This window comes from Mesorhizobium sp. ESP7-2 (genome assembly GCF_020164715.1).
Taxonomy (GTDB): Bacteria; Pseudomonadota; Alphaproteobacteria; order Rhizobiales; family Rhizobiaceae; genus Mesorhizobium.
In genome coordinates this window covers 1-20670 of the sequence record NZ_JAIUGQ010000015.1, presented here as the reverse complement: position 1 = coordinate 20670, position 20670 = coordinate 1, and the positions used below count along the sequence as shown (strand labels likewise).

General features: G+C 63.6%; 19 protein-coding genes. 13 read left to right on the top strand and 6 right to left on the bottom strand.

Annotated features, from left to right (window positions below; genetic code table 11):
* The first annotated feature begins 5 nt into the window (after nucleotides 1-5).
* Nucleotides 6-2195 (top strand): anthranilate synthase, encoded by a 2190-nt coding sequence (locus tag LB543_RS16360; RefSeq protein WP_224614788.1) that lies wholly within the window; start codon nucleotides 6-8, stop codon nucleotides 2193-2195.
* 5 nt (nucleotides 2196-2200) lie between these two features.
* Entirely contained in the window at nucleotides 2201-3148 is a 948-nt protein-coding gene (locus LB543_RS16355) for a cation diffusion facilitator family transporter (RefSeq protein WP_318012966.1), read from the top strand.
* Nucleotides 3149-3269: 121 nt separating this feature from the next.
* Here the strand turns inward: LB543_RS16355 and LB543_RS16350 are convergent, their stop codons facing one another.
* Complete coding sequence (locus LB543_RS16350) at nucleotides 3270-4367, bottom strand: hypothetical protein (RefSeq protein ID WP_224614787.1); 1098 nt, start codon at nucleotides 4365-4367, stop codon at nucleotides 3270-3272.
* Between the two features lie 102 nt (nucleotides 4368-4469).
* On the opposite strand from LB543_RS16350, the gene LB543_RS16345 reads away from it, so the two are divergent.
* The 5 genes from LB543_RS16345 (at nucleotide 4470) to LB543_RS16325 (ending at nucleotide 7558) form a co-directional block, all read left to right on the top strand.
* Nucleotides 4470-4907, top strand: coding sequence for a DsrE family protein (locus tag LB543_RS16345; protein WP_224614786.1), 438 nt, complete (start codon nucleotides 4470-4472; stop codon nucleotides 4905-4907).
* 70 nt (nucleotides 4908-4977) lie between these two features.
* The gene (locus LB543_RS16340) at nucleotides 4978-5763 is read left to right on the top strand and encodes an SDR family NAD(P)-dependent oxidoreductase (RefSeq protein ID WP_224614785.1); all 786 of its coding nucleotides are present in this window, start codon (nucleotides 4978-4980) and stop codon (nucleotides 5761-5763) included.
* 55 nt (nucleotides 5764-5818) lie between these two features.
* Nucleotides 5819-6127, top strand: a complete 309-nt coding sequence (locus LB543_RS16335) for a putative quinol monooxygenase (RefSeq protein WP_023770344.1) — start codon at nucleotides 5819-5821, stop codon at nucleotides 6125-6127.
* A gap of 17 nt (nucleotides 6128-6144) precedes the next feature.
* Nucleotides 6145-6390 carry a type II toxin-antitoxin system Phd/YefM family antitoxin gene (locus LB543_RS16330; protein WP_140813589.1) on the top strand — a complete coding sequence of 82 codons (246 nt, stop codon included), beginning with the start codon at nucleotides 6145-6147 and terminating at the stop codon, nucleotides 6388-6390.
* Between the two features lie 64 nt (nucleotides 6391-6454).
* Nucleotides 6455-7558, top strand: coding sequence for an AbrB family transcriptional regulator (locus LB543_RS16325; RefSeq protein ID WP_224614784.1), 1104 nt, complete (start codon nucleotides 6455-6457; stop codon nucleotides 7556-7558).
* Between the two features lie 20 nt (nucleotides 7559-7578).
* Here LB543_RS16325 and LB543_RS16320 read toward each other — a convergent pair whose 3' ends face one another.
* Nucleotides 7579-8466 (bottom strand): LysR family transcriptional regulator, encoded by an 888-nt coding sequence (locus LB543_RS16320; RefSeq protein ID WP_224614783.1) that lies wholly within the window; start codon nucleotides 8464-8466, stop codon nucleotides 7579-7581.
* Between the two features lie 147 nt (nucleotides 8467-8613).
* Here LB543_RS16320 and LB543_RS16315 point away from each other — a divergent pair, with 147 nt between their 5' ends.
* Nucleotides 8614-10149 carry an MFS transporter gene (locus tag LB543_RS16315; protein ID WP_224614782.1) on the top strand — a complete coding sequence of 512 codons (1536 nt, stop codon included), beginning with the start codon at nucleotides 8614-8616 and terminating at the stop codon, nucleotides 10147-10149.
* A 39-nt stretch (nucleotides 10150-10188) separates the two neighbouring features.
* On the opposite strand, the gene LB543_RS16310 is transcribed toward LB543_RS16315, so the two are convergent.
* Together LB543_RS16310 and LB543_RS16305 are read right to left on the bottom strand one after the other, a co-directional pair.
* Nucleotides 10189-10965 carry an esterase family protein gene (locus LB543_RS16310; RefSeq protein WP_224614781.1) on the bottom strand — a complete coding sequence of 259 codons (777 nt, stop codon included), beginning with the start codon at nucleotides 10963-10965 and terminating at the stop codon, nucleotides 10189-10191.
* Nucleotides 10966-10969: 4 nt separating this feature from the next.
* Nucleotides 10970-12136: an ATP-grasp domain-containing protein gene (locus LB543_RS16305; protein ID WP_224614780.1), complete on the bottom strand. Its 1167-nt coding sequence runs from the start codon at nucleotides 12134-12136 to the stop codon at nucleotides 10970-10972.
* 402 nt (nucleotides 12137-12538) lie between these two features.
* On the opposite strand from LB543_RS16305, the gene leuA reads away from it, so the two are divergent.
* The 4 genes from leuA (at nucleotide 12539) to LB543_RS16285 (ending at nucleotide 18037) form a co-directional block, all read left to right on the top strand.
* On the top strand, nucleotides 12539-14284 hold the full coding sequence (gene leuA, locus LB543_RS16300) for a 2-isopropylmalate synthase (protein ID WP_224614779.1): 1746 nt from the start codon (nucleotides 12539-12541) through the stop codon (nucleotides 14282-14284).
* Nucleotides 14285-14538: 254 nt separating this feature from the next.
* A complete protein-coding gene (locus LB543_RS16295; RefSeq protein WP_140758536.1) occupies nucleotides 14539-16314 on the top strand; it encodes a tetratricopeptide repeat protein in 1776 nt (591 codons plus the stop codon).
* A gap of 198 nt (nucleotides 16315-16512) precedes the next feature.
* Nucleotides 16513-17313, top strand: coding sequence for an alpha/beta fold hydrolase (locus tag LB543_RS16290; protein ID WP_224614778.1), 801 nt, complete (start codon nucleotides 16513-16515; stop codon nucleotides 17311-17313).
* A 109-nt stretch (nucleotides 17314-17422) separates the two neighbouring features.
* Nucleotides 17423-18037: a hypothetical protein gene (locus LB543_RS16285; RefSeq protein WP_140758538.1), complete on the top strand. Its 615-nt coding sequence runs from the start codon at nucleotides 17423-17425 to the stop codon at nucleotides 18035-18037.
* Here the strand turns inward: LB543_RS16285 and LB543_RS16280 are convergent.
* Nucleotides 18021-18950, bottom strand: coding sequence for a metallophosphoesterase family protein (locus LB543_RS16280; RefSeq protein ID WP_224614777.1), 930 nt, complete (start codon nucleotides 18948-18950; stop codon nucleotides 18021-18023). The two genes, LB543_RS16285 and LB543_RS16280, sit on opposite strands and share 17 nt — an antisense overlap.
* A 53-nt stretch (nucleotides 18951-19003) precedes the next feature.
* Here LB543_RS16280 and LB543_RS16275 point away from each other — a divergent pair, with 53 nt between their 5' ends.
* Nucleotides 19004-19501: an NUDIX domain-containing protein gene (locus LB543_RS16275; protein WP_224614776.1), complete on the top strand. Its 498-nt coding sequence runs from the start codon at nucleotides 19004-19006 to the stop codon at nucleotides 19499-19501.
* On the opposite strand, the gene LB543_RS16270 is transcribed toward LB543_RS16275, so the two are convergent.
* On the bottom strand, nucleotides 19502-20494 hold the full coding sequence (locus LB543_RS16270) for a glutathione S-transferase family protein (protein ID WP_140813600.1): 993 nt from the start codon (nucleotides 20492-20494) through the stop codon (nucleotides 19502-19504). It abuts the gene before it with no gap.
* Nucleotides 20495-20670: the final 176 nt, after the last annotated feature.

The window sequence follows — 20670 nt, the reverse complement described above, 5'->3', positions numbered from 1 at the left end:
CGGCAATGACGTTGAAGGTTCTGGAAAACGGCGCTGAAAGCTTCGTGACGGCGGGTGGCATCACCATCACCCGCGAACGCCACGACCGGCCCTATGAAGGTGCGATCGACACCTATGTCGACGGGCTGAATTCGCGGCGCGGCGCGGTGTTTTCCTCCAACTACGAATATCCCGGCCGCTATACGCGCTGGGATACGGCCATCATCGATCCGCCGCTGGTCATCTCGGCACGCGGCCGCGCCATGCGCATCGAGGCGCTGAACGGCCGTGGCGAGGCGCTGTTGCCTGTCATCGGCAGGGCACTGGATGGTCTCGCCGAGGTCACGATCGCCGAGACTACGAAAAAGCTGATCCGCCTCGACGTCGCCAAGCCCGGCCGTGTCTTCACCGAGGAGGAGCGCAGCCGCGTTCCCTCCGTCTTCACCGTGCTGCGCGCCATCACCGCTCTGTTCAAGACGGCCGAGGACGCCAATCTCGGCCTTTATGGCGCCTTCGGCTACGACCTTGCCTTCCAGTTCGACCCGGTCGACCACACGCTGGTTCGCAAGGAAAGCCAGCGCGACCTGGTGCTGTTCCTGCCCGACGAGATCCTGGTCGTCGACCACTATTCGGCCAAGGCCTGGACTGACCGTTACGATTATGCGGGCGAGGGTTTTTCGACCGAAGGCCTGCCGCGCGACCAGGTCGCCGAGCCGTTCAAGACCGCAGACCGCATCCCGCCGCGCGGCGACCATGAGCCGGGCGAATACGCCAATCTGGTGCGCCGGGCGATGGACAGCTTCAAGCGCGGCGACCTGTTCGAGGTCGTCCCCGGCCAGATGTTCTACGAACGCTGCGAGACGCAGCCATCCGAGATTTCGCGAAAGCTGAAGTCGATCAACCCGTCGCCCTATTCCTTCTTCATCAATCTGGGCGAAAACGAATACCTGATCGGCGCTTCGCCGGAGATGTTCGTGCGCGTCAATGGCCGCCGCGTCGAGACCTGCCCGATCTCCGGCACCATCAAGCGCGGCGACGACGCCATTTCGGATAGCGAGCAGATCATCAAGCTGCTCAACTCCAAGAAGGACGAGTCCGAACTCACAATGTGCTCGGACGTAGACCGCAACGACAAGTCGCGGGTCTGCGATCCAGGTTCGGTGCGCGTCATCGGCCGCCGCCAGATCGAGATGTATTCGCGCCTGATCCACACTGTCGACCACATCGAGGGGCGGCTGCGCGAAGGCATGGACGCTTTCGACGCGTTTCTCTCGCATGCCTGGGCCGTCACCGTCACCGGCGCGCCGAAACTGTGGGCCATGCGCTTCATCGAGCAGAACGAGAAGAGTCCGCGCGCTTGGTATGGCGGCGCCATCGGCATGGTCAACTTCAACGGCGACATGAACACCGGGCTTACCTTGCGCACCATCCGCATTAAGGACGGCATCGCCGAGGTGCGCGCCGGCGCTACATTGCTCTTCGACAGCATTCCCGAGGAAGAAGAAGCCGAAACCGAACTGAAGGCATCCGCCATGCTCTCCGCCATCCGCGACGCCAAGATGGGCAATTCGACCAGCACCGAGCGCACCACGGCGCGCGTCGGCGACGGCGTCAACATCCTGCTGGTCGACCATGAGGACAGCTTCGTGCATACGCTGGCGAACTACTTCCGCCAGACCGGCGCCAATGTCTCGACCGTGCGCACGCCGGTGCCGGAGGAAGTCTTCGAGCGGCTGAAGCCCGACCTCGTCGTGCTGTCGCCCGGACCCGGCACGCCCAAGGATTTCGACTGCGCGGCGACCATCAGACGCGCGCGCGCCCGCGACCTGCCGATCTTCGGCGTCTGCCTCGGCCTGCAGGCACTAGCCGAAGCCTATGGCGGCGAGCTCAGGCAGTTGCACATTCCCATGCACGGCAAGCCGTCGCGGATTCGCGTCTCGAAGCCGGGCATCATCTTCTCCGGCCTGCCCAAGGAAGTTACCGTCGGCCGTTACCACTCGATCTTCGCCGATCCGGTGCGCCTGCCGGACGATTTCCTGGTGACCGCCGAGACAGAGGACGGCGTCATCATGGCCTTCGAGCACCGCAAGGAACCGATCGCCGCGGTGCAGTTCCACCCGGAATCGATCATGACGCTCGGCCACAATGCCGGCATGCGCATCATCGAGAACATCGTCGCGCATTTGCCGCGCAAGGCCAAGGAAAAGGCAGCCTGACGGTAATGGCCGAAGCCGAGAACAGCATGGCGATCGCGGCGAAAGCCGCCGCGAAGCGCAAGGTCGCCAACCTTGCCTTCTGGTCGATCGTGGTCGCCTTTGTCGTGCTCGCGCTCAAAGCCACCGCCTGGTACCTGACCGGATCCGTCGCGCTCTATTCGGACGCGCTGGAATCGATCGTCAATGTCATTGCCTCGATGGCGGCCTTCTGGGCGATCCAGGTCAGCTACAAGCCGGCCGACCAGGATCATCCCTTCGGCCATCACAAGGCCGAGTATTTCTCGGCCGTGCTCGAAGGCGTGCTGATCGTCGTCGCCGCGCTTCTGATCCTGAGCGAGGTCTGGCGCTCCTGGCAGACGCCGGCGCCGCTCGAACAGCCCTGGGAAGGCCTTGCGATCAACGGCATCGCCACCGTCATCAATGCTTTCTGGGCCTGGACGCTGATCCGCACAGGCCGGGCCGAGAAATCGCCGGCGCTGGTCGCCGACGGCAACCACATCATGACCGATGTGGTGACCTCGGTCGGCGTCTTCGGCGGCCTGGTCGGAGCAATCCTGACCGGCTGGCAGATCCTCGACCCGGCATTGGCCGTCATCGTCGCGCTCAACATCCTGTGGCAGGGCTGGCATGTCATCGGCTCGTCGATGAACGGCCTGATGGACCGGGCCGTCGGCACGGCGGAGCACATGCGCATCCGCGACATCATTTCGGCCAATTGCAAGGGCGCGATGGAGGTGCACGACCTCAAGACCCGCATCGCCGGCCGCGCCACCTTCATCGAGTTCCATCTGGTCGTCGATGCCGACATGTCGGTCGGCGCCAGCCATATCATCTGCGACCGTATCGAGGACGCGCTGAAGGCCGACATTCCTTCGGTGCGCGTGACAATCCATGTCGAGCCCGACGACGAGGCCAAGCTGCCGAAGGGCACGACCGCCGTGCCGTTTGCGTGAGGAGAGCTGCAGCGGAGCAGAATTCTGTACCGTTGCGGCGCCTCCAGGGCGCGGCATGGATCCTATGGTCTGCGCCGCGTCGCTTCACTCCTTGCTCCGCCATAGGATGACGAAGCGGTGTTCAAGGCGCGCAGGCCGATTGCGGCATGGCCTCCAGCCGATAGACCTTATCGTCCGACTTGGTCTTGCCGTCTGCGGCTTTCGAACACAGGTCGACAACCGCCAGGCTGCTGTTGGGATTGGCCAGCATGATGGTGCCGTGGGCGCCGCGCTTTAGGAAGATTTCCTTTTGCGCGATATCGCAGGAAAAATTGCTCATCTTCGACCTCGCAGCACAACGCCACTGGTCGGCTTCGCCCTGGCACGAATAGGTCTGCGTGATCTTGGCCCCCTTCTGCCGTGTGGCGATCGAGACGGCGATGTCGGCGCCGTCGGGCCAGTTCGTGACATCGCCCCCGGAGGCGAAGGAGGCCAGTTCCACCGGCCCGCGGAACACCCGGATCGACTGCGTCAGTTGGCCGGGATGCGAACTCATATGCGCCGCATCATAGTCGCGCCCGTAACAGAAGGCCTGATCGGGTTTGAACCGCTCGCGCAACGGCGCCCCGAGCGCCGGATCGATCGGATCGATGCGTGCGAACTCGGCCTTGCAGGTGGCAGCCGGCATTGGGTCGAGGCGGAAATTGTCGTCCTCCGACCCGAGCGCTTGCCTGTCGTATTCAGCCGTGCCGAGTTCCTCTTCCGAACCGGCATCGAGGTAGATATCAGGCGACAGATCGGACAGGATCAGCCTGCCCTTGTCGTCGACCTTCAGCGACGCCAGCGTGCGATCGCAATCCATGCCGCAGCGGATCGGGGCCGATTTGCCGTCCTCGGACTGGTGATTGCACCAGCCGCCGGCCCATTCCGGCGCCTTGGCACCGCGCACCGTGGTGGTGAGGAAGCCATTGTAGGACGTATCGGAATTCGCGCTCGGTTCCTCATTCGGACGTCTGACCGGATCACGGCCGTAGTAGAAGAAAATCCGCGCCACTTTCTGCTTCGGATGCGCCTTGAGGTGCGCCGCGTCATAGACCCGGCCGAAGCAGGCGTCCGCCCCTTTAGGGCTGAGTTCGGTGAGCTTGAGCGCATCATCGGCAAAAGCAGAACCCACAACTCCGCCAAACAGTGCGACGCCGAATCCGGCGCTGGCGAGCGTCTTCCATTCCCTGAACGCCACGTGCCCCTCCTCCGCATCGACAGGCGTAACGTCAATTTATGCTAGTATTGCGGCTTGAGCCACGCAAATCGCGGGGAGCCGGCAAGCCAGGAAGGGGACGCCATGCGCCGACGTGACATGTTCCACGCGGTTCTCGCCGGAGCCGGAACCCTTCTCGGCCTGCGGGCGGTACAGGCAGCGACCACCGAGCCAGCCAGGCTGAAGGTCGCCTATCACCTCAGCGACCTCGACAAGGTCAATTTCGTGCTCGGCAACATCAAGAACCACTATGAGGGCACCGGCGGCGACGTCGAGATCGCTCTGGTCGTGCATGGTCCGGCCCTTGCCGCCTTCAAGTCGAAGGGCATATCGGCCGCGATTTCGGGGCGCTTTACCGGTCTTGTCCAGCAAGGGCTCGACCCGCACGCTTGCGGCAACACCATGCACGGCATGGACGTTACGCTCGCCGATCTGCTCGACGGATTCCATGCCGCCGACAAGGGCGGCGTCGTCAAGCTCGCCGAATTGCAAAGCCAGGGCTATCTCTATCTCAGGCCTTGAAGCGGCGCTGACTTGAATGCAAGGGTGGCAAGACCCGCCAAGAATCTTGAAGATCCCCGGAGGAACAGCCGTGCCAGAGACAGCCCTTGGTCTTGTCATCCCCGATCTCGCCGGCAAGGCGGTACTGGTCACCGGCGCCTCGACCGGCATCGGCGCAGCCCTCGCGCTCGCCTATGCCGAGCAGAAATGCAAAGTGGCGCTGCACTATAATTCCAGCCGCGACGCCGCCGAAAAACTCGGCCGGATCATTCGCGACGGCGGCGGCGAGGTCTTCCTCGTCCAGGGCGATTTTTCTCTTCCCGCCGATGTCGGACGCGTCGTCGAGGACACCGCGCGACATTTCGGCCGCCTCGACGGGCTCGTCAACAATGCCGGCGGCATGCTCGGCCGCGTGCCCTATGCCGAGCAGACCGAGGCGCATTACGACGCGGTGATGGATCTCAACGCACGCTCGGTGCTGACCGCCTCGCGTAAGGCGATCCCGTGGCTGAAAAAACAGGGCGGCTTCATCGTCAACACCTCGTCCATCGCCGCGCGCAATGGTGCAGGCGGCGGCGCTGGCCTTTATGGCTCGGCCAAGGCCTTCGTCTCCAACGTCACACGCGGCATGGCCAAGGAACTGATCGGCTTCGGCATCCGCGTCAACGCCGTGGCGCCAGGTACCATCCTCACCCCCTTCCACGAACGCTATTCGACCGACGAGCAGATCAAGGGCATGGTCGCCACCATTCCGCAGGGCCGCGCCGGCACGGCGCAAGATTGCGTCGGCGCCTATCTGTTCCTCTCATCGGACCTGTTGAGCGGCTACATCACCGGCCAGGTGATCGAGGTCAATGGCGGCCAGTTGATGCCTTGACCGGCGATCGGCATACTAAACACACTCCTTTCGCGCCAACCCAGGGGACGAGGACATGTACGGACTGATCGGCAAGATGCGGGCGGCGCGCGGCCAACGCGACGCTGTCATGACTGTGCTGCGCGAGAGCACCGGCGCCCTGCCCGGCTGCCTGAGCTATATCATCGCCACCGACCCGGCCGACGCCGACGCGATCTGGGTGACCGAAGTGTGGACCGATCAGGCAAGCCACAAGGCATCCCTGCAGCTACCGGAAGTCCAGGCGGCCATCGCCAAGGCACGCCCCTTCATCGGCGGCTTCGAGTTCCAGGTGGAGACCCACCCGGTCGGCGGCTTCGGCTTGGCTGAAGCCAAAACGGGCTGAGGTGGGCGGGCGGCGCGATGCAGACCGTTAACATTAGCGATGCGAAGGCCAATCTTTCACGTCTCGTTGACCTGGCCGCCAAAGGCGAGCCATTCATCATCGCCAGGGCTGGCAAACCATTGGTCAAAGTCATGCCTCTCGATCCATCGCCCCCGGCACAGGCGCGACGGGTTGGCTTTATGGCTGGCCAGTTTTCCGTACCCGACCATTTCGATCGCATAGGCGGTGGAGAGATCGAGCACTTGTTCGGCACGGATACCTAGAAGCTGTCGCATTTTTTGACGCGAGCGGGTTCGCATTCCTTGCCGCCCGGTCTAAGACCAGAGCATGGATTCCGAGGCCGAGCAGCCATATCCCGACCAGCCCGCCATCGAGCGCATGGAGCGGCTGAGCAAGCCATGGCAATGGTTGATCCTGCTGGTCATCTCCACCCTGTTTGCCGGTGCGCTGGAACTCGCGGCCCTGCCGGCGGCACTGCTGATCGGACCAATGCTGGCAGCCATCATCGCCGGCACCAATGGCGCCACTGTGCGGGTGCCGCGCCTTCTGTTCGGCTCCGCCCAGGCTGTCGTCGGCTGCCTCGTCGCGGCTTCGATCTCGGCCGATATCTTTCCGGTCTTCTACAAGGAATGGCCGCTGTTCCTCGGCGTGGTGATCGCCACCGTCGCGGCCTCGAGCCTGCTTGGCTGGCTGATCAGCCGCTGGCGCATCCTGCCCGGCACTACCGCCGTCTGGGGCTCTTCGCCGGGGGCCGCTACTGCCATGGTGCTGATGGCCGGCGCCTTTGGCGCCGACCAGCGCCTTGTCGCCTTCATGCAGTATCTGCGCGTCATCTTCGTTTCGATGACGGCGGCCCTCGTTGCCAAGATGTGGGTCGACACCTCGGGCATCGAGGTCCCGCCCATCGACTGGTTCCCGGCGATCGATCCGCAGCCCTTCGCCGCCACCATCGGCATGGCAATCGTCGGCGGCCTGGCGGGTAGGCTTTGCCGGCTGCCCTCGCCTTTCTTCCTTGGCAGCTTCATCTTCGGCACCGTGATCCATCTTGGCCTCGGGGTGCCGATGCAATTGCCGCAATGGCTGCTGGCGATCAGTTACGCTATGGTCGGCTGGTCGATCGGCCTGAACTTCACCAGACCGATCCTGCGCCATGCGGCACGCGCCCTGCCGCAGATCATCGCCTCGATCGTCGCGTTGATCGCCTTTTGCGGCGGCCTGGCCTTCCTCATCAGCCATCTCGCCGGCGTCGACCCTCTGACCGCCTATCTGGCGACCAGCCCCGGCGGCATGGACAGCGTCGCCATCATCGCCGCCGCCGCGCAGAACGTCGACATCTCCTTCGTCATGGCGCTCCAGTCGGCGCGTTTCCTGATCGTGCTGCTTGTCGGCCCGAGCATCGCGCGGCTGGTGGCCAGAAGCATCAGGGAGTGAAAGCGCGGCAGCGTGCGATCCTATCGCGCCGCCGCAAGGCGTTCGGGCAGGAAATCGACGAAGACGCGCACCTTTGGCGACAGATGGCGATTGGAGGGCCACAGCATCCGGAACTGGCCACGGCCATCGACATGATCGTCCAGTACGGTGCGCAGCCTGTCCTCGCGCAGTGCCTCCCGCACCAGGAAATCGGGCATGCAGGCGATGCCGAGGCCGGCGATCGCGGCGCCTTTCAAGGCTTCCATGTTGTTGCACGTCAGCATCGAACGGATCTGCGGTTGGGCGCTCCCGGTAATGAACGGCCAGTCCAGCAGCCTGCCGCTGTTGAGATAGCGGAAGTTTATGCCGAAATGCCGGATGAGATCCGCCGGCACGCGGGGTATGCCATGGCGTTCGAGATAGGAAGGCGCCGCGCACAGCAGCATGCGAAACGGCGCAATGGGTCTGGACACCAATCGTGAATCGGGCAGCTCGCCGCTGCGGATCGCGACGTCGATGCCTTCCTCGATGAGGTCGACGATCCGGTCGTTGAAATCGATGTCGAGCTCGATCTCGGGATAGCGCGCCATGAACTCCGACAGCACCGGCAGCAAAAGGTGATAGGTGACGATCGGGGTCGAGACGCGCAGCCGCCCACGCGGCGTCTCGCGTGTCCGCGACAGCATCGCCTCGGCATCGCCGATGTCGTCGAGGATACGTCGCACGCGCTCGTTGAACAGCTTGCCTTCCTCCGTCAGGCCGATCCGCCGCGTGGAGCGCTGCAGCAGCCGCACACCGAGTTCCTGTTCGAGCCGCGCGACACTTTTTCCGACTGCGGAAGCGGAGATGCCGAGCGCCCGGCCGGCGGCGACGAAGCTGCCGAATTCGGCGGTACGGGCGAAGGCCAGAAGGCCGCTGAGGCGATCCATCAAACTGCTCCATTCGAGCGTTTCAGTCCGTTATGTCGAGATATTTAATACCATTTTTCCGGAGCCGTCGCCGACCTATCTTGGTCCGCATGACCGGCGCCGCGATAGCGCAGCATGCCGGCGCAGACTGCTCAGACAGGAAAACCCATGACTTTGAAGATCACCGTCGGCCCGGCCGAGAGATGGCTCGTGCTCTTGTCCGTATGCCTTGCCGCCATGACGATGCCCCTGACCTTCACCGGGCCGGCCGTCGCGCTTTCCCGCATCGCGGCCGATCTCGGCGGCAGCCCGATCGCGCTCAATTGGGTGACCAACGCTTTCATGCTGACCTTCGCCGCCAGCCTGATGGCGGCGGGCGCTCTGGCTGACAATCATGGCCGCAAGCGGATCTTCCTCGTCGGTCTCGCCCTCTACATCCTCGCTTCGCTCGCCGCGATGCTGGCGCCCGACATCGCCTGGTTCGACATATTCAGGGCCGCGCAAGGGCTCGGCAGTGCCCTGGCCTTCGCCGGCGGCGCCTCCGCACTTGCCCAGGAATTCGAGGGACCATTGCGGCTACGCGCCTTCTCCTTCCTCGGCACCAGTTTCGGCATCGGGCTGGCCTTCGGCCCGATCGCCTCCGGCCTGCTCATCGCCGCATTCGGCTGGCGCTCGATCTTTGTTCTGGTCGTGGCACTCGCGGTTGCCTCGGCAATCCTCAGCCTGCGCACGATCAGGGAATCGCGTGACCCGGATGCGACCGGCCTCGACTGGGCGGGCGCCGGCACGTTCACCGTCGCGCTGGCCTCGCTTACCTATGGCGTGTTGCAGGCGCCGCAGAGCGGCTGGGCCGATCCTCTTGTGGTAACGCTTCTCGGCGTGGCCTTCCTTTGCTTTGTGCTGTTCGTCGTCGTCGAGCGGCGCGTGCGCCGGCCGATGCTCGATCTTACCCTGTTTCGCTTTCCGCGCTTCGTCGGCGTCCAGTTTCTTGCGGCGGCGCCCGCCTATGGCTTCGTCGTCCTGCTCGTGCTTTTGCCGATCCGCTTCATCGGCATCGAAGGAATGAGCGAGATCAAGGCCGGGCAATTGATGATCTGCCTCTCCGGGCCGCTGCTGGTCCTGCCCCTGCTCGCCGGCCAATTGGCGCGCTGGATCGCTCCGGCCACGATCTGCGGCGTCGGACTGCTCGTCGCGGCAGCCGGTTTGGTCTGGCTGAGCCTGACGCCATCGGTCGCCGTCGCGCTGGTCGCGCCGCTGATCCTGATCGGCGCCGGCATCGCCTTGCCCTGGGGATTGATGGACGGGCTCGCCGTCAGCGTCGTGCCGACGGAGCGCGCCGGCATGGCCGTCGGCATCTTCAACACCACCCGTGTCGCTTGCGAGGGTGTGGCGCTGGCCATAGTCATGGCAAGCCTGTCAGGCTTCACCGCCACGCAGCTCGCCGCTCGAGGCGCTGCGTCTTCCAGCGATGCGGCCGCCGCGGCGCAGTTGCTGGTAACTGGAAATGTCGGCGCAACCGCACAACATTTACCGGAGGCCGCCGCCACCGTTCTGGTCGAGGCCTACGAAGCGGCGTTCGACAGGCTGTTGATCGTGCTGGCGGCTATCACCATCGTCACCGCCCTGGTCGTCTTCCTCGGCCTGCGTCGCGGATCGGCGGCGGAACGTGAGGTCGTCCCGCTGCCGGCCTGCCAGGAAGGGTAGGCATCAGCCATTTGCGGGCCAGCTGGATATCAACGCACCTCAGTCCAATCTGTGCATCAGATCGTCATCCAACCAGCGGCCGAAGAAATACGCCAGTTGCTTGTGCCACCACGGCCAATCATGGCTGACGTCGCCACCCCAATAATCGACCCAGGCGGGAATGGATTTGTCGCGCAGGATCTGTTCCAGCTGGCGCGTCTCGACCAGCATGCGCTCCTCCCAGGCGCCCTGCCCGCAGCAGAAGATCAGCCTGAGCGTCTTCAGCCGCGCCAGCAGCTTCGGGTCGACGATCCCTGGCAGATAATCGAGCGGCGAGTTGTAGAAGATGTCGCCGTCGAGCGCCTTGCCGAAGAAATCGCGGGCCGAATAGACCCCCGACAGCGAAATGACGCCGCTGGCGAGTTCGGGAAAACGGAAGACGAAGTTCGAGGAATGGTAGCCTCCCATCGAACAGCCTGAAAACAGCGGCTTCAGCTTGCGCCCGCCATTGGCCTGCGCGGCGGTGGACAGGAATTCCGGCAGCGCCTCCTCGCGCACATAGCGGAAATAGGCCTCGTGACGGGCGATACGGTGCGCGGCATCGACATCCCTGGCGAAGAAGGATTCCGAATCGATGCCGTCGACGGTGAACAACTGGATGCGGCCGGTGTCGATGAACTCGGCCAGCGCCCCCACCCCGCCGGAATCCTCGAACTGGTAGAACCGGCCCTGCGAGGTCGGGAACACCACGACAGGCCGGCCGGCATGGCCGTAGCGCTTGTACTCCATGTCGCGGCCGAGATTGCGGGCGAAAGCCTTGTGATAGGAAATGTCCATGCCCTCAAGCCTTTTCCGCATGGATATAGGCCACCGCCTCGCGCAGCTCCGCCTGGTCCTTAGAGCGCATCTGGTAGGCGTAATTCCCCATGGCGCGGCTGAAAACCTCTTCTATTGGCTGATGATGGACGATCTTGTCGCCGTGCGCGGCTAGCACGTCCGCATGGCTGTGCAAATAGTCGAGATGGCGCTTGCGGCTGGCATAGGCGGTGAAATACTTGCCCTCATAAGGGCCGCCGGCGGCGTCCTTGACCACCATGTCCGCCCATGCCGCGTAGACATCGATGTCGAACGTGTAGTTGATCGCGTCGGTCATCCAGGCGCCGGGCGGCCGCATGTTGACCTCCAGCGCGATGATGCGGTCGTCCCTGGTCTCGAACAGTTCGATGTGGAAAAAGCGCTCGCGCACGTCGAACGCCTTCAGGATCTTGCGGCCGGCCTCCTCGACGACAGGCCTGATCCGGGGAAAGCAGGTGTAGCTCATGTGGCGGTCCTTGTTGACCACATCCATGACGCTCTGGTCGTAGCGGTGGCTGGCCGCCAGCACCACCTCGCCGTCGCGGTTGACCAGCCCGTCATAAGTCACCACCAGCCCCTCGATGAACTGCTCCATGACGAAGGTCACGTCCTCCGGCTTGTCCCGGAAGAATTGGTCGAGCTCTTTCGCATTGGAGATCTTGAACGTGTTCGAAGCGCCGGAGCCTGAATCCGGTTTCACCACGACGGGATAGCCGACGCGGCGGACGAAGGTCATGGCGCCGGCCCGGTCGGAACATTTGCGCTGCGCGATGGTCTCGACGCCGCTCTTGCGGAAGAAGGCGCGCATGCGGCTCTTGCGCTTCAGGTTCTTCACGAAATCGAGCTTGGTGCCGTAGATGTTGAAGTCGGTGCGAATGTTGGCTTCCAGTTCCAGCCAGTGCTCGTTGAGCGATTCGAAGCGGTCGATACGGCCCCATTTGTGGATGAAATGGCCGATCGCCCGGAACACCGGCTCATAGTCCTCCATGTCGGCGACGCGGTAGTATTCCGAAAGCGCAGCTTTCAGCTTGCTGTCCAGAGCGTCGAAAGGCGCATCGCCAATGCCGAGCACAGTGGCGCCGGCCTTCTTCAGCCGGTCGCAGAAATCGGCGCCATTGGCGGGAAAATGCGGCGAGAAGAACACGAAATTCATGGACGACCCCCTGCCGGCGGCACCCCGCCACCGTTCAACTCTGGCCCATTTGCAGCGTATGGGGAAGAGCACCCGCCCAGGGATAAAATTCGACGGGGCCGGCCCCGCTTGCCTCAAACAGGCCGCTCCTGTATGAGAGCGGCCATGAACATGCGCGCCACCATTGCTTCCCGTCAGACCGGTTTTGCCGGCAAGACCGTGCGCGCGCTTGCCTCGACCCTGCTTCTTCTCGGCCTTATCGGCGATCGCCGGGTTCGCTGAAGGAGCGCCCGGCGGTCGAACCGCCGCGCAAGCGCATGCTCCTTGGCAATTCACATCAAGCGAACGAAATTCTGGTATAGGCGCCGCTTGGCACCACATCCGCCTGAAGGGCGGACCCGCCGGCCGCCGGGAGAAACGACGATGAACGCACGAGAAGAAATCCGCCATGATGCCGCGGTAGCCGGCAAGGAAATGGAACCAATCCGGGGCATGCCGGACGCGGCCCGAAAATATCAGCCCTACCCTACCGTCGGCCTCACCGACCGGACCTGGCCCTCGAAGGTCATCGACAAGGCGCCCATCTGGTGCTCGGTCGACCTGCGCGACGGCAACCAGGCGCTGATCGATCCGATGGGCCACGAGCGCAAGGCGCGCATGTTCGGCCTGCTGCTCGACATGGGCTTCAAGGAGATCGAGATCGGCTTCCCGTCGGCTTCGCAGACCGACTTCGATTTCGCCCGCTGGTGCATCGAGGAAGGCAATGTGGCGGCCGACGTGTCGTTGCAGGTGCTGGTGCAGTGCCGACCCGAACTGATCAGCCGCACCTTCGAGGCCCTGAAGGGCGCCACCAATCCGATCGTGCATTTCTACAACTCGACCAGCGAGTTGCAGCGCCGCGTCGTCTTCGAGAAGGATGTCGGCGGCATCAAGCGCATCGCCACCGACGCCGCCAAGATGATCACCGACATGGCGGCCAAGGCCGGCGGCGGCTATCGCTTCGAATATTCGCCGGAGAGCTTCACCGGCACCGAACTCGAGGTCGCTCTGGAGATTTGCAACGCCGTCACCGAGATCGTCAGGCCGACCCCTGACAACAAGCTGATCATCAACCTGCCGTCGACGGTCGAGATGTCGACGCCCAACATCTATGCCGACCGCATCGAATGGATGTGCCGCAACCTCGACAACCGCGAAAACCTGATCATCTCGCTGCATCCACACAATGATCGCGGCACCGGCATCGCCACCACCGAACTCGGCCTGATGGCCGGGGCCGACCGCGTCGAAGGCACGCTGTTCGGCAATGGCGAGCGCACCGGCAATGTCGACATCGTCACGCTGGCGCTCAACATGTACACGCAAGGCGTCGATCCGGGCATCGACTGCTCCGACATCAACCGGATGAAGGACGTCTACGAATATTCGAACCAGCTGAAGATTCCCGAGCGCCATCCCTATGTCGGCGAACTCGTCTACACCGCCTTTTCCGGCTCGCACCAGGACGCCATCAACAAGGGCATGAAGGCCTTGAAGAAGGCCAACACGCCGCACTGGGAAGTGCCCTACCTGCCGATCGATCCCGCCGATGTCGGCCGCAGCTACGAGGCCATCATCCGCATCAACTCGCAATCGGGCAAGGGCGGCATCGCCTATGTGCTGCAGGCCGATTACGGCCTCAATCTGCCGCGCAACCTGCAGATCGAGTTCAGCCAGGCGATCCAGGCGATCACCGACGCCGAAGGCAAGGAAGTACCGGCAAAACGTATTCATGACCGCTTCCTCGAAACCTATGTCGACCAGCCGGGCGCCCGGCTGAAGTTCCTCGACCATCACACCTATCCCGACACCGAGGTGAAGGGCCGGCGCGTGGTCGAGGCGGTCATCCTCGACAATGGCAAGGAAATGACGATCTCCGGCACCGGCACCGGCCCGATCGACGGCTTCGTCGACGCGCTGTCGCGCCATGTCGGCGTCGAGATGTCGGTGCTCGATTATTCCGAGCATTCGATGCAGCGCGGTTCGAATGCGTCGGCCATCTCCTATGTCGAGATGGAGTATCCCGGCGGCAAGCTGTTCGGCGCCGGCATCAACACCAACATCGTCGCTGCCTCGCTGGAAGCGGTGACGTCAGCGGCCAACCGTATCGTCGGTCACAAGGCGCGATAACATCGGCGGTCGGCGGCGCGAAGGCAGAAGTAGCTTCCTCGCGCCGCCATTTTTCAAGCCCGAACAAGGCTTTGGCCTCGACTGGCTGATGATGACTCCCAAGACCATTGCGTGGCCGACACCGACCGTGTCGTTAACCACCGGAAAAATATCCAGTGAGGTACGCGATCACATAATGCGTGTATACTTGTATGGCGGTGTGGGCATTATATGATCCGTGCCTTAACCTGTGCCGACTTCGAGAGGATCGACACTTGCAGCATGCCACGCCTGCCGCCCCCGCAGTGCGCGAAACATTGGAGCGACTGCTTGCCAGCGAAACGTTCGGAAGATCCGAACGGGCACGCAAGCTGCTGCGTTATCTTGTCGAGCGCGAACAGGCAGGCGAAGCCGACAGGCTCAAGGGCTTTTCCATCGCCATGGATGTCTTCGGCAAGGATGGCGATTTCGATCCTTCGACCGACGCGGTGGTGCGGGTTCAGGCCGGCCGGCTGCGTGACTTGCTGCAGCAATATTTCGCCAATGAAGGTGTTGCCGAGCCTGTCCGCATAGCCATTCCGCGCGGCGGCTATGTCCCGGCCTATGAGCTCAACGCAATCCGCTTGCCGGAGACGTCCCAACCCGCCATCCAGAACGGAGCGGCGGCGGCTCCATCGGCGCAACGCGGCACCGCCGAAAGTGCCATTCCGGCCGCTACTTTGCCGGCACCGATGGTCGCGCCGGCGCCGTCGGTGGCACGTCACCTCGGATTCTTCTGGATGGCGATCGCCGTCGTCATCGCCATGCTCGGCGTTTTGATCCTGCGTCAGGGCGGCGGTGCGCTGTTGGCAGGCGGCGACCTTGCGGCCACGCTCGAGACCGCGGGCCTGACCGACAGCGTCGCGTCGTCCCCCGCCAGCGAGGCCTTGCCGCTCGTCTACATCGCCGTCAAGGCCAGTGGCACGGATGCCAGCCGTGTCGCCGCATCGCTGCGCGCCGGCTTGAGCAGCTTCGATACGATCGACTTCATCGGTCGCAACACGGTCGACACGACCGATCCGGCCACCAATGCCACGAGCTTCATCTTCGATATTCTGCCTGGGCCGGATACCGGTGACATCACGATCGAACTGCAGAGCGTGGCGACCGGACGGGTGCTTTTGTCGCGCAATCTGACCGCCGCCGACAGCGCACCGACCGCCGTCGAGAACAGTATAGCCGGCATCTTGACGTCCGCTCTCCCTGCTTCCGGCACGATCTACGGCTATCTCGAACAAAGCGGCATTCAGACCGCCCTCACGCAGTGCCTGACGCTCAACGACAAATATTATCTCGACCAGAACGCGAGGACCCACGAGGACGCCTATCGCTGCCTCGAAACCCTCGCCGAAAACGGTGCCAAGTCACCGCTGGTCTATTCGGAACTCGCCTCGCTCCACCTGGAGGCCGTGAATGACCACTACGCCTATCCGCCGGATGCCACCATCGAGAAGGCGATGACATTCGCCCACCGCGCCGTTCAGATGGGACCGACCAGCCCTTATGCGCATCGCTCTTACGGCTACATCAATTCCCGTCTTGGCAATGCCGACGAGGCGCTGCGCTGGATGCGCAAGGCCTATGACCTCAATCGCTACGATCTCGCCATGGCCGCCGCTTATGGCTACGGTCTGATTTTCGCCGGCCGGTATGCCGAGGGGACGCCGATCCTGGCCCAGGCGGTGGATGCCTCCAGCGGCCATCCGACATGGTGGGATTTTGGACTTTTCGCCGGCGAACTTATGCTTGGCGACACGAACAAGGCCGCGATCGCCAGTTCTTCTCTCAGAACAACCGCAACGAAGTCGCACTATCTTGCCGCCCGGCTGATCGGCGCCAAGATCGCCGGTCGGGACAATCTGGCGCGCAGGCTGCTCGACGAACTGACCGCCAAATTTCCGAAATTCGCCGCCAACCCGCGCGCGACCTTCATAGACCGAAAATATCCGGCCGATCTGACCGAGCGCTTGGTCGGCGCGTTACGCGCCGCCGGACTCGGCAGCGCAGGCTAACGCCCAGCAATATCGACGGCGCTGAGCATTGTCGATTTCGTACGCACCGATCATCGAATATCGGTTAGCCGGCGAGTTCTGTCATCAACCGTACAAATCGCGAAAATTTTACTGGCCATCCCACTAGACGAGGCGCAATCCAGCCGCAATTGACGGTGATCTCGCGTTTCTCATAGCCCTGCAACAAGTCCCAGCTTCATGATTTCATCGCTTCATGCCACCGAACGAGGTGCCGGTTCGAAGACCATCGTTCTGCTGCATGGTTTCGGCGGCTGCCATGATATTTGGCACGAAGTGGTCCCGTCGCTGTCGCCTGCCGCGCGCACACTCGCTTATGATTTGCCCGGACACGGGCTGTCGCTCGATTTCCCCGGCGCCGGCCCGGCCAAGGTGGCGGCGAAGGCCGTCCTCGCCGATCTCACCGCACGATCGGTAAGGCGCGTTCATCTGGTGGGCCACTCGATGGGCGGCGCGGTGGCGACGCTGATGGCGCTGGCCGAGCCCGAGAGGGTGGCATCGCTGACACTTTTGGCGCCTGGCGGCTTCGGCGCCGAGATCAACGGCCCGCTGTTGCGCCGCTTTGCCGCCGCGAGGCACCCATCCGACATCCGGGCGTGCCTCGTCGCGATGTCGGGGCCACTGACGCGGCCCATCGATCACACCGTGGACGCCCTTGGGGACATGCGCAGGCGACCCGGCCAGGTGGAGAAACTCATCGAGATTGCTGCCGCCATGACCAGCGACGACCGGCAGGGCGTCATCCCGCGCGACCGGTTGGACACACTGACCATGCCGGTGATGGTGGTATGGGGCAGCGACGACTCCGTGCTGCCCTCTACCCACACGGATAATCTGCCCGCGCGATTTCATGTGCACCACGTGCTGGGGGCTGGCCATATGCTGATCGAGGAGGCGCCCGATCTGGTCGCCACGATCATCCGGCGCAACATGAACCGCCGCGCCAGGCCCTTGCGCCCGAAACTCGCCGCGACCGGCTGACACTTCCCGCGCGACGCCGCCTTGGCGCCTCGCCGCCTTGATAGCGCCAGTGCATTTTGCCGGCGGCTGTGTTAACTGCGTGTTAACCAACCCCGCGAGGCAGACGCCGATGAAGGACGCAGGCGAGAAGATCGATCCGTCAAGCAAACTGTCCGATGCCATCCGTGACGTGAAGAACGCCTTCGCTGACCGCGACGATGTCGTGGTCGACATGCGCGAGGCGCACCGCATGCGCCTCGACCTCCTGGCCGCGGACCTCGCGCCCGTCTTTGCCGATGTTCCAGCCGACATGGACAATTTCGACTTTGTGGTCTCCTCGGGGCTACAGCCGCGCCTGTGGATCGACGCCGTCAGCCATGTCGCGATGGGGCGCGACCGCCGCACCTACCGCTTCCTCAAGGACACCCGTGTTGGCCGTGTCGTGCTTGCCGAATCGACCGAGATGAAGCCGGTCGCCGATTCCGTGACACGTTATGTCGCCGAGCGCATCGTCGAGCGCCAGAGGATGATGGAAGGTGGCGTCGAGCCGGCGGTCGCCGGCATGAGACGCGCCGAGGTCGCGGAAGCCGAGCCGCCGCTGCGAGCGTCGACGCAAGGCAAGGGCTGGTCGGCCTTCCTGTCCGGCCTTGGGCTGATCGCCGCCGGCGGACTGGTTGGCCTCGCGGTGTCCGCCGCGGTCTTTTGGGACCGCCTCGCCGCCATGGTTCTCAACTGGCGGCCATAGCCTCGCCGGCTTCGACACCGAGTTCCAGGGTCTGCAGGTCGGAAGGCGGTATGGACGGTCCGGTCAGGCCGCGCCGCGTCAGGCGGATGCGCCAGTCCCCCTTTTCGCCGTCAATCTCGAACAGATTGTACTGCGCGGCGGGTTGTTTGCCGCCCGGCGCCTGGCCGGCGGCGGCGACACCGACGACTGGGACCTTTACACCGCGAAGCCCGATCTGGAATAGCGACGGCAGATGCGAATGGCCGTGCAGCACAAGCTCGGCGCCATGGCGACGGATGATCTTGTGGAAGCGGGCGATGCCGAACAGCCGCTTGTGCTGGGAAACGGCGCCCCGCACCGGCGGGTGATGGATCATGATCACGCGGAACAGCCCTTGCTTCGCCGTGCTCTCGAGGATCTTGCCGAGCCGCTCCGCCTGCCCCTCCATGAAGAAACCATTGGCCATGAAGGGCGCCGTGGCGCGCGCCGTCGAGACGCCGATCAGCGCGACATTGCCGCGCACGCGCACATACGGAAAGGCATTGCGATCGACCGGCGTGTTGGCACCGTCGCCGCTCATCCACGCCGCCCACGACCGGCAGATCTTGTCGAAGGCACCGGGCACATAGGCATCATGGTTTCCCGGTACGACCGAAACGTCATGCGGTGGCCCCAGCGTCTCGAGCCAGTGTTTGGCCATCTCGATCTCGCCATCGAGTGCCAGGTTGACGAGGTCGCCGGTGACGGCGAGATGGTCCGGGTTTTGCGCCTTGATGTCGGCGACGATGGCGTCGATGACGGCATCGTGCATGTGGCGGCGGCGATTGCGCTGCCAGTTGACGTAGCCGAGCACGCGCTTGGACGCGAGATCGCGATAGGATACATCGGGGAGCGGCCCCAGATGGACATCGGAAATATGCGCGAGCCTGAACATTCCTCCTTCATAGGCGACGCGCGCGCCCCTTTCCACCCACGGTTTCGCGACTGATGGCGAGCGACGACGAGGTTCCGTTCCGCCAGACTGGCTGGCCGGGTTTGAGGGCCCGCCTGTTCCATCTCTATTTCGTGCTGCGGCGGCCGATGACGCTCGGTGTGCGCGGCCTGATCCACGATGCCGCCACCAATTCCGTCTTCCTCATTCGCCACACCTATGTGCCCGGCTGGCAGATCCCCGGCGGCGGTGTCGAGGCTGGCGAGACAATGGCCGACGCGCTGGCGCGCGAACTGGCCGAGGAAGGCAACATCGCGCTGACCACGCCGCCGGTTTTCAAATCGATGCATTTGAACCGCCGCTCCAGCCGGCGCGACCATGTCGGCTTCTATCTCGTCGAAAATTTCAGCCAGATCGCGCCGAAACTGCCCGACCGTGAAATCGCCGAGGCCGGCTTCTTCCCGCTCGATCGCTTGCCGGAAGGCACGACACCGGCAACGCTGCGACGGATTGCCGAGGTCTTCGGCAACATGCCAGCGTCGCCCTATTGGTAATCAGGCAGCCGCCTTCCCGAACCGCGCTCGATCGTGCGGCGCGCCATAGTCGAGTTCCGGTCCCACCGGCACGATCCGTTTCGGATTGATCGTTTCGTGACTGCGATAATAATGCGCCTTGATGTGGTGCAGGCTGACCGTGTCGGCGACACCAGGCACGGAATAGAGATCGCGCAGATAATTCGATAGGTTCGGATAGTCGGCGATACGGCGCATATTGCACTTGAAGTGGCCGACATAGACCGGGTCGAAGCGCACCAGAGTGGTGAACAGCCGCCAGTCGGCCTCGGTAATGCGGTCACCAACCAGATAGCGTTGCCTGGAAAGGCGATCTTCCAGCGCATCGAGCGTCGAAAACAACTCGCCGAACGCTTCCTCATAGGCGGTTTGCGTGGTGGCGAAGCCGGCGCGATAGACGCCGTTGTTGACGTTTGAATAAACCGGCGTGTTGACCGCGTCGATCTCGCCACGCAGGGCATGCGGATAGAAATCGAGGCTTGCGTCGCCCCATTCGTCGAAGGCGGAATTGAGCATCCGGATGATCTCGGAGGATTCGTTGGAGACGATGGTCCGCTCTTTTTTGTCCCACAGCACCGGCACGCTTACCCGGCCGGAATAGGCGGGATCGGCCTTGGTGTAGATCTGATGCAGGAAATCGAGGCCATAGAGCGCGTCGCCGGTGCCGCCATCCTGCGCCAGGAAGGTCCAACCATCGGCGCCCAGGAAGTGATGGACCACGGACACCGAAATGACGTCTTCGAGCTTTTTCAGCGCCCGAAAGATCAGCGTCCGGTGCGCCCACGGACACGCAAGCGAGACATAGAGGTGATAGCGGCCGGGCTCCGCCTTGAAGCCGCGGCTGCGGCCCTCGGCCGGCGTTCCGTCGCGGGTGATCCAGTCGCGCCATTGCGATTGCGCCCGCACGAATTTGCCGCCGCTGTTCTTGGTTGTGGACGGACGCTCCTGCCATTTGCCATCGACCAGCAATCCCATGGGGTCTCCTTTTCGCGCTCGAACTTCATGTAGGGCGCGAGGCGGCAGGGTGGAAATCCTTCGCGGCTGAACAGATCGTCAATCGGCAGGGCCAGCGAACAGGGCTGCGAATCCAGGTTAACGGGGAAGTTGACCGAGGATTGAGGCGAGGTAGTCGGGGCTCCATCCGGCCTTTT

What these genes read in the sequence shown, in the direction of transcription:
- LB543_RS16360 (WP_224614788.1), top strand. Translation starts at nt 6, where the DNA reads ATGACGTTGAAGGTTCTGGAAAACGGCGCTGAAAGCTTCGTGACGGCG.
- LB543_RS16355 (WP_318012966.1), top strand. Translation starts at nt 2,201, where the DNA reads ATGGCCGAAGCCGAGAACAGCATGGCGATCGCGGCGAAAGCCGCCGCG.
- LB543_RS16345 (WP_224614786.1), top strand. Translation starts at nt 4,470, where the DNA reads ATGCGCCGACGTGACATGTTCCACGCGGTTCTCGCCGGAGCCGGAACC.
- LB543_RS16335 (WP_023770344.1), top strand. Translation starts at nt 5,819, where the DNA reads ATGTACGGACTGATCGGCAAGATGCGGGCGGCGCGCGGCCAACGCGAC.
- LB543_RS16330 (WP_140813589.1), top strand. Translation starts at nt 6,145, where the DNA reads ATGCAGACCGTTAACATTAGCGATGCGAAGGCCAATCTTTCACGTCTC.
- LB543_RS16325 (WP_224614784.1), top strand. Translation starts at nt 6,455, where the DNA reads ATGGATTCCGAGGCCGAGCAGCCATATCCCGACCAGCCCGCCATCGAG.
- LB543_RS16320 (WP_224614783.1), bottom strand. Translation starts at nt 8,466, where the DNA reads ATGGATCGCCTCAGCGGCCTTCTGGCCTTCGCCCGTACCGCCGAATTC.
- LB543_RS16315 (WP_224614782.1), top strand. Translation starts at nt 8,614, where the DNA reads ATGACTTTGAAGATCACCGTCGGCCCGGCCGAGAGATGGCTCGTGCTC.
- LB543_RS16310 (WP_224614781.1), bottom strand. Translation starts at nt 10,965, where the DNA reads ATGGACATTTCCTATCACAAGGCTTTCGCCCGCAATCTCGGCCGCGAC.
- LB543_RS16305 (WP_224614780.1), bottom strand. Translation starts at nt 12,136, where the DNA reads ATGAATTTCGTGTTCTTCTCGCCGCATTTTCCCGCCAATGGCGCCGAT.
- leuA (WP_224614779.1), top strand. Translation starts at nt 12,539, where the DNA reads ATGAACGCACGAGAAGAAATCCGCCATGATGCCGCGGTAGCCGGCAAG.
- LB543_RS16290 (WP_224614778.1), top strand. Translation starts at nt 16,513, where the DNA reads ATGATTTCATCGCTTCATGCCACCGAACGAGGTGCCGGTTCGAAGACC.
- LB543_RS16285 (WP_140758538.1), top strand. Translation starts at nt 17,423, where the DNA reads ATGAAGGACGCAGGCGAGAAGATCGATCCGTCAAGCAAACTGTCCGAT.
- LB543_RS16280 (WP_224614777.1), bottom strand. Translation starts at nt 18,950, where the DNA reads ATGTTCAGGCTCGCGCATATTTCCGATGTCCATCTGGGGCCGCTCCCC.
- LB543_RS16275 (WP_224614776.1), top strand. Translation starts at nt 19,004, where the DNA reads ATGGCGAGCGACGACGAGGTTCCGTTCCGCCAGACTGGCTGGCCGGGT.
- LB543_RS16270 (WP_140813600.1), bottom strand. Translation starts at nt 20,494, where the DNA reads ATGGGATTGCTGGTCGATGGCAAATGGCAGGAGCGTCCGTCCACAACC.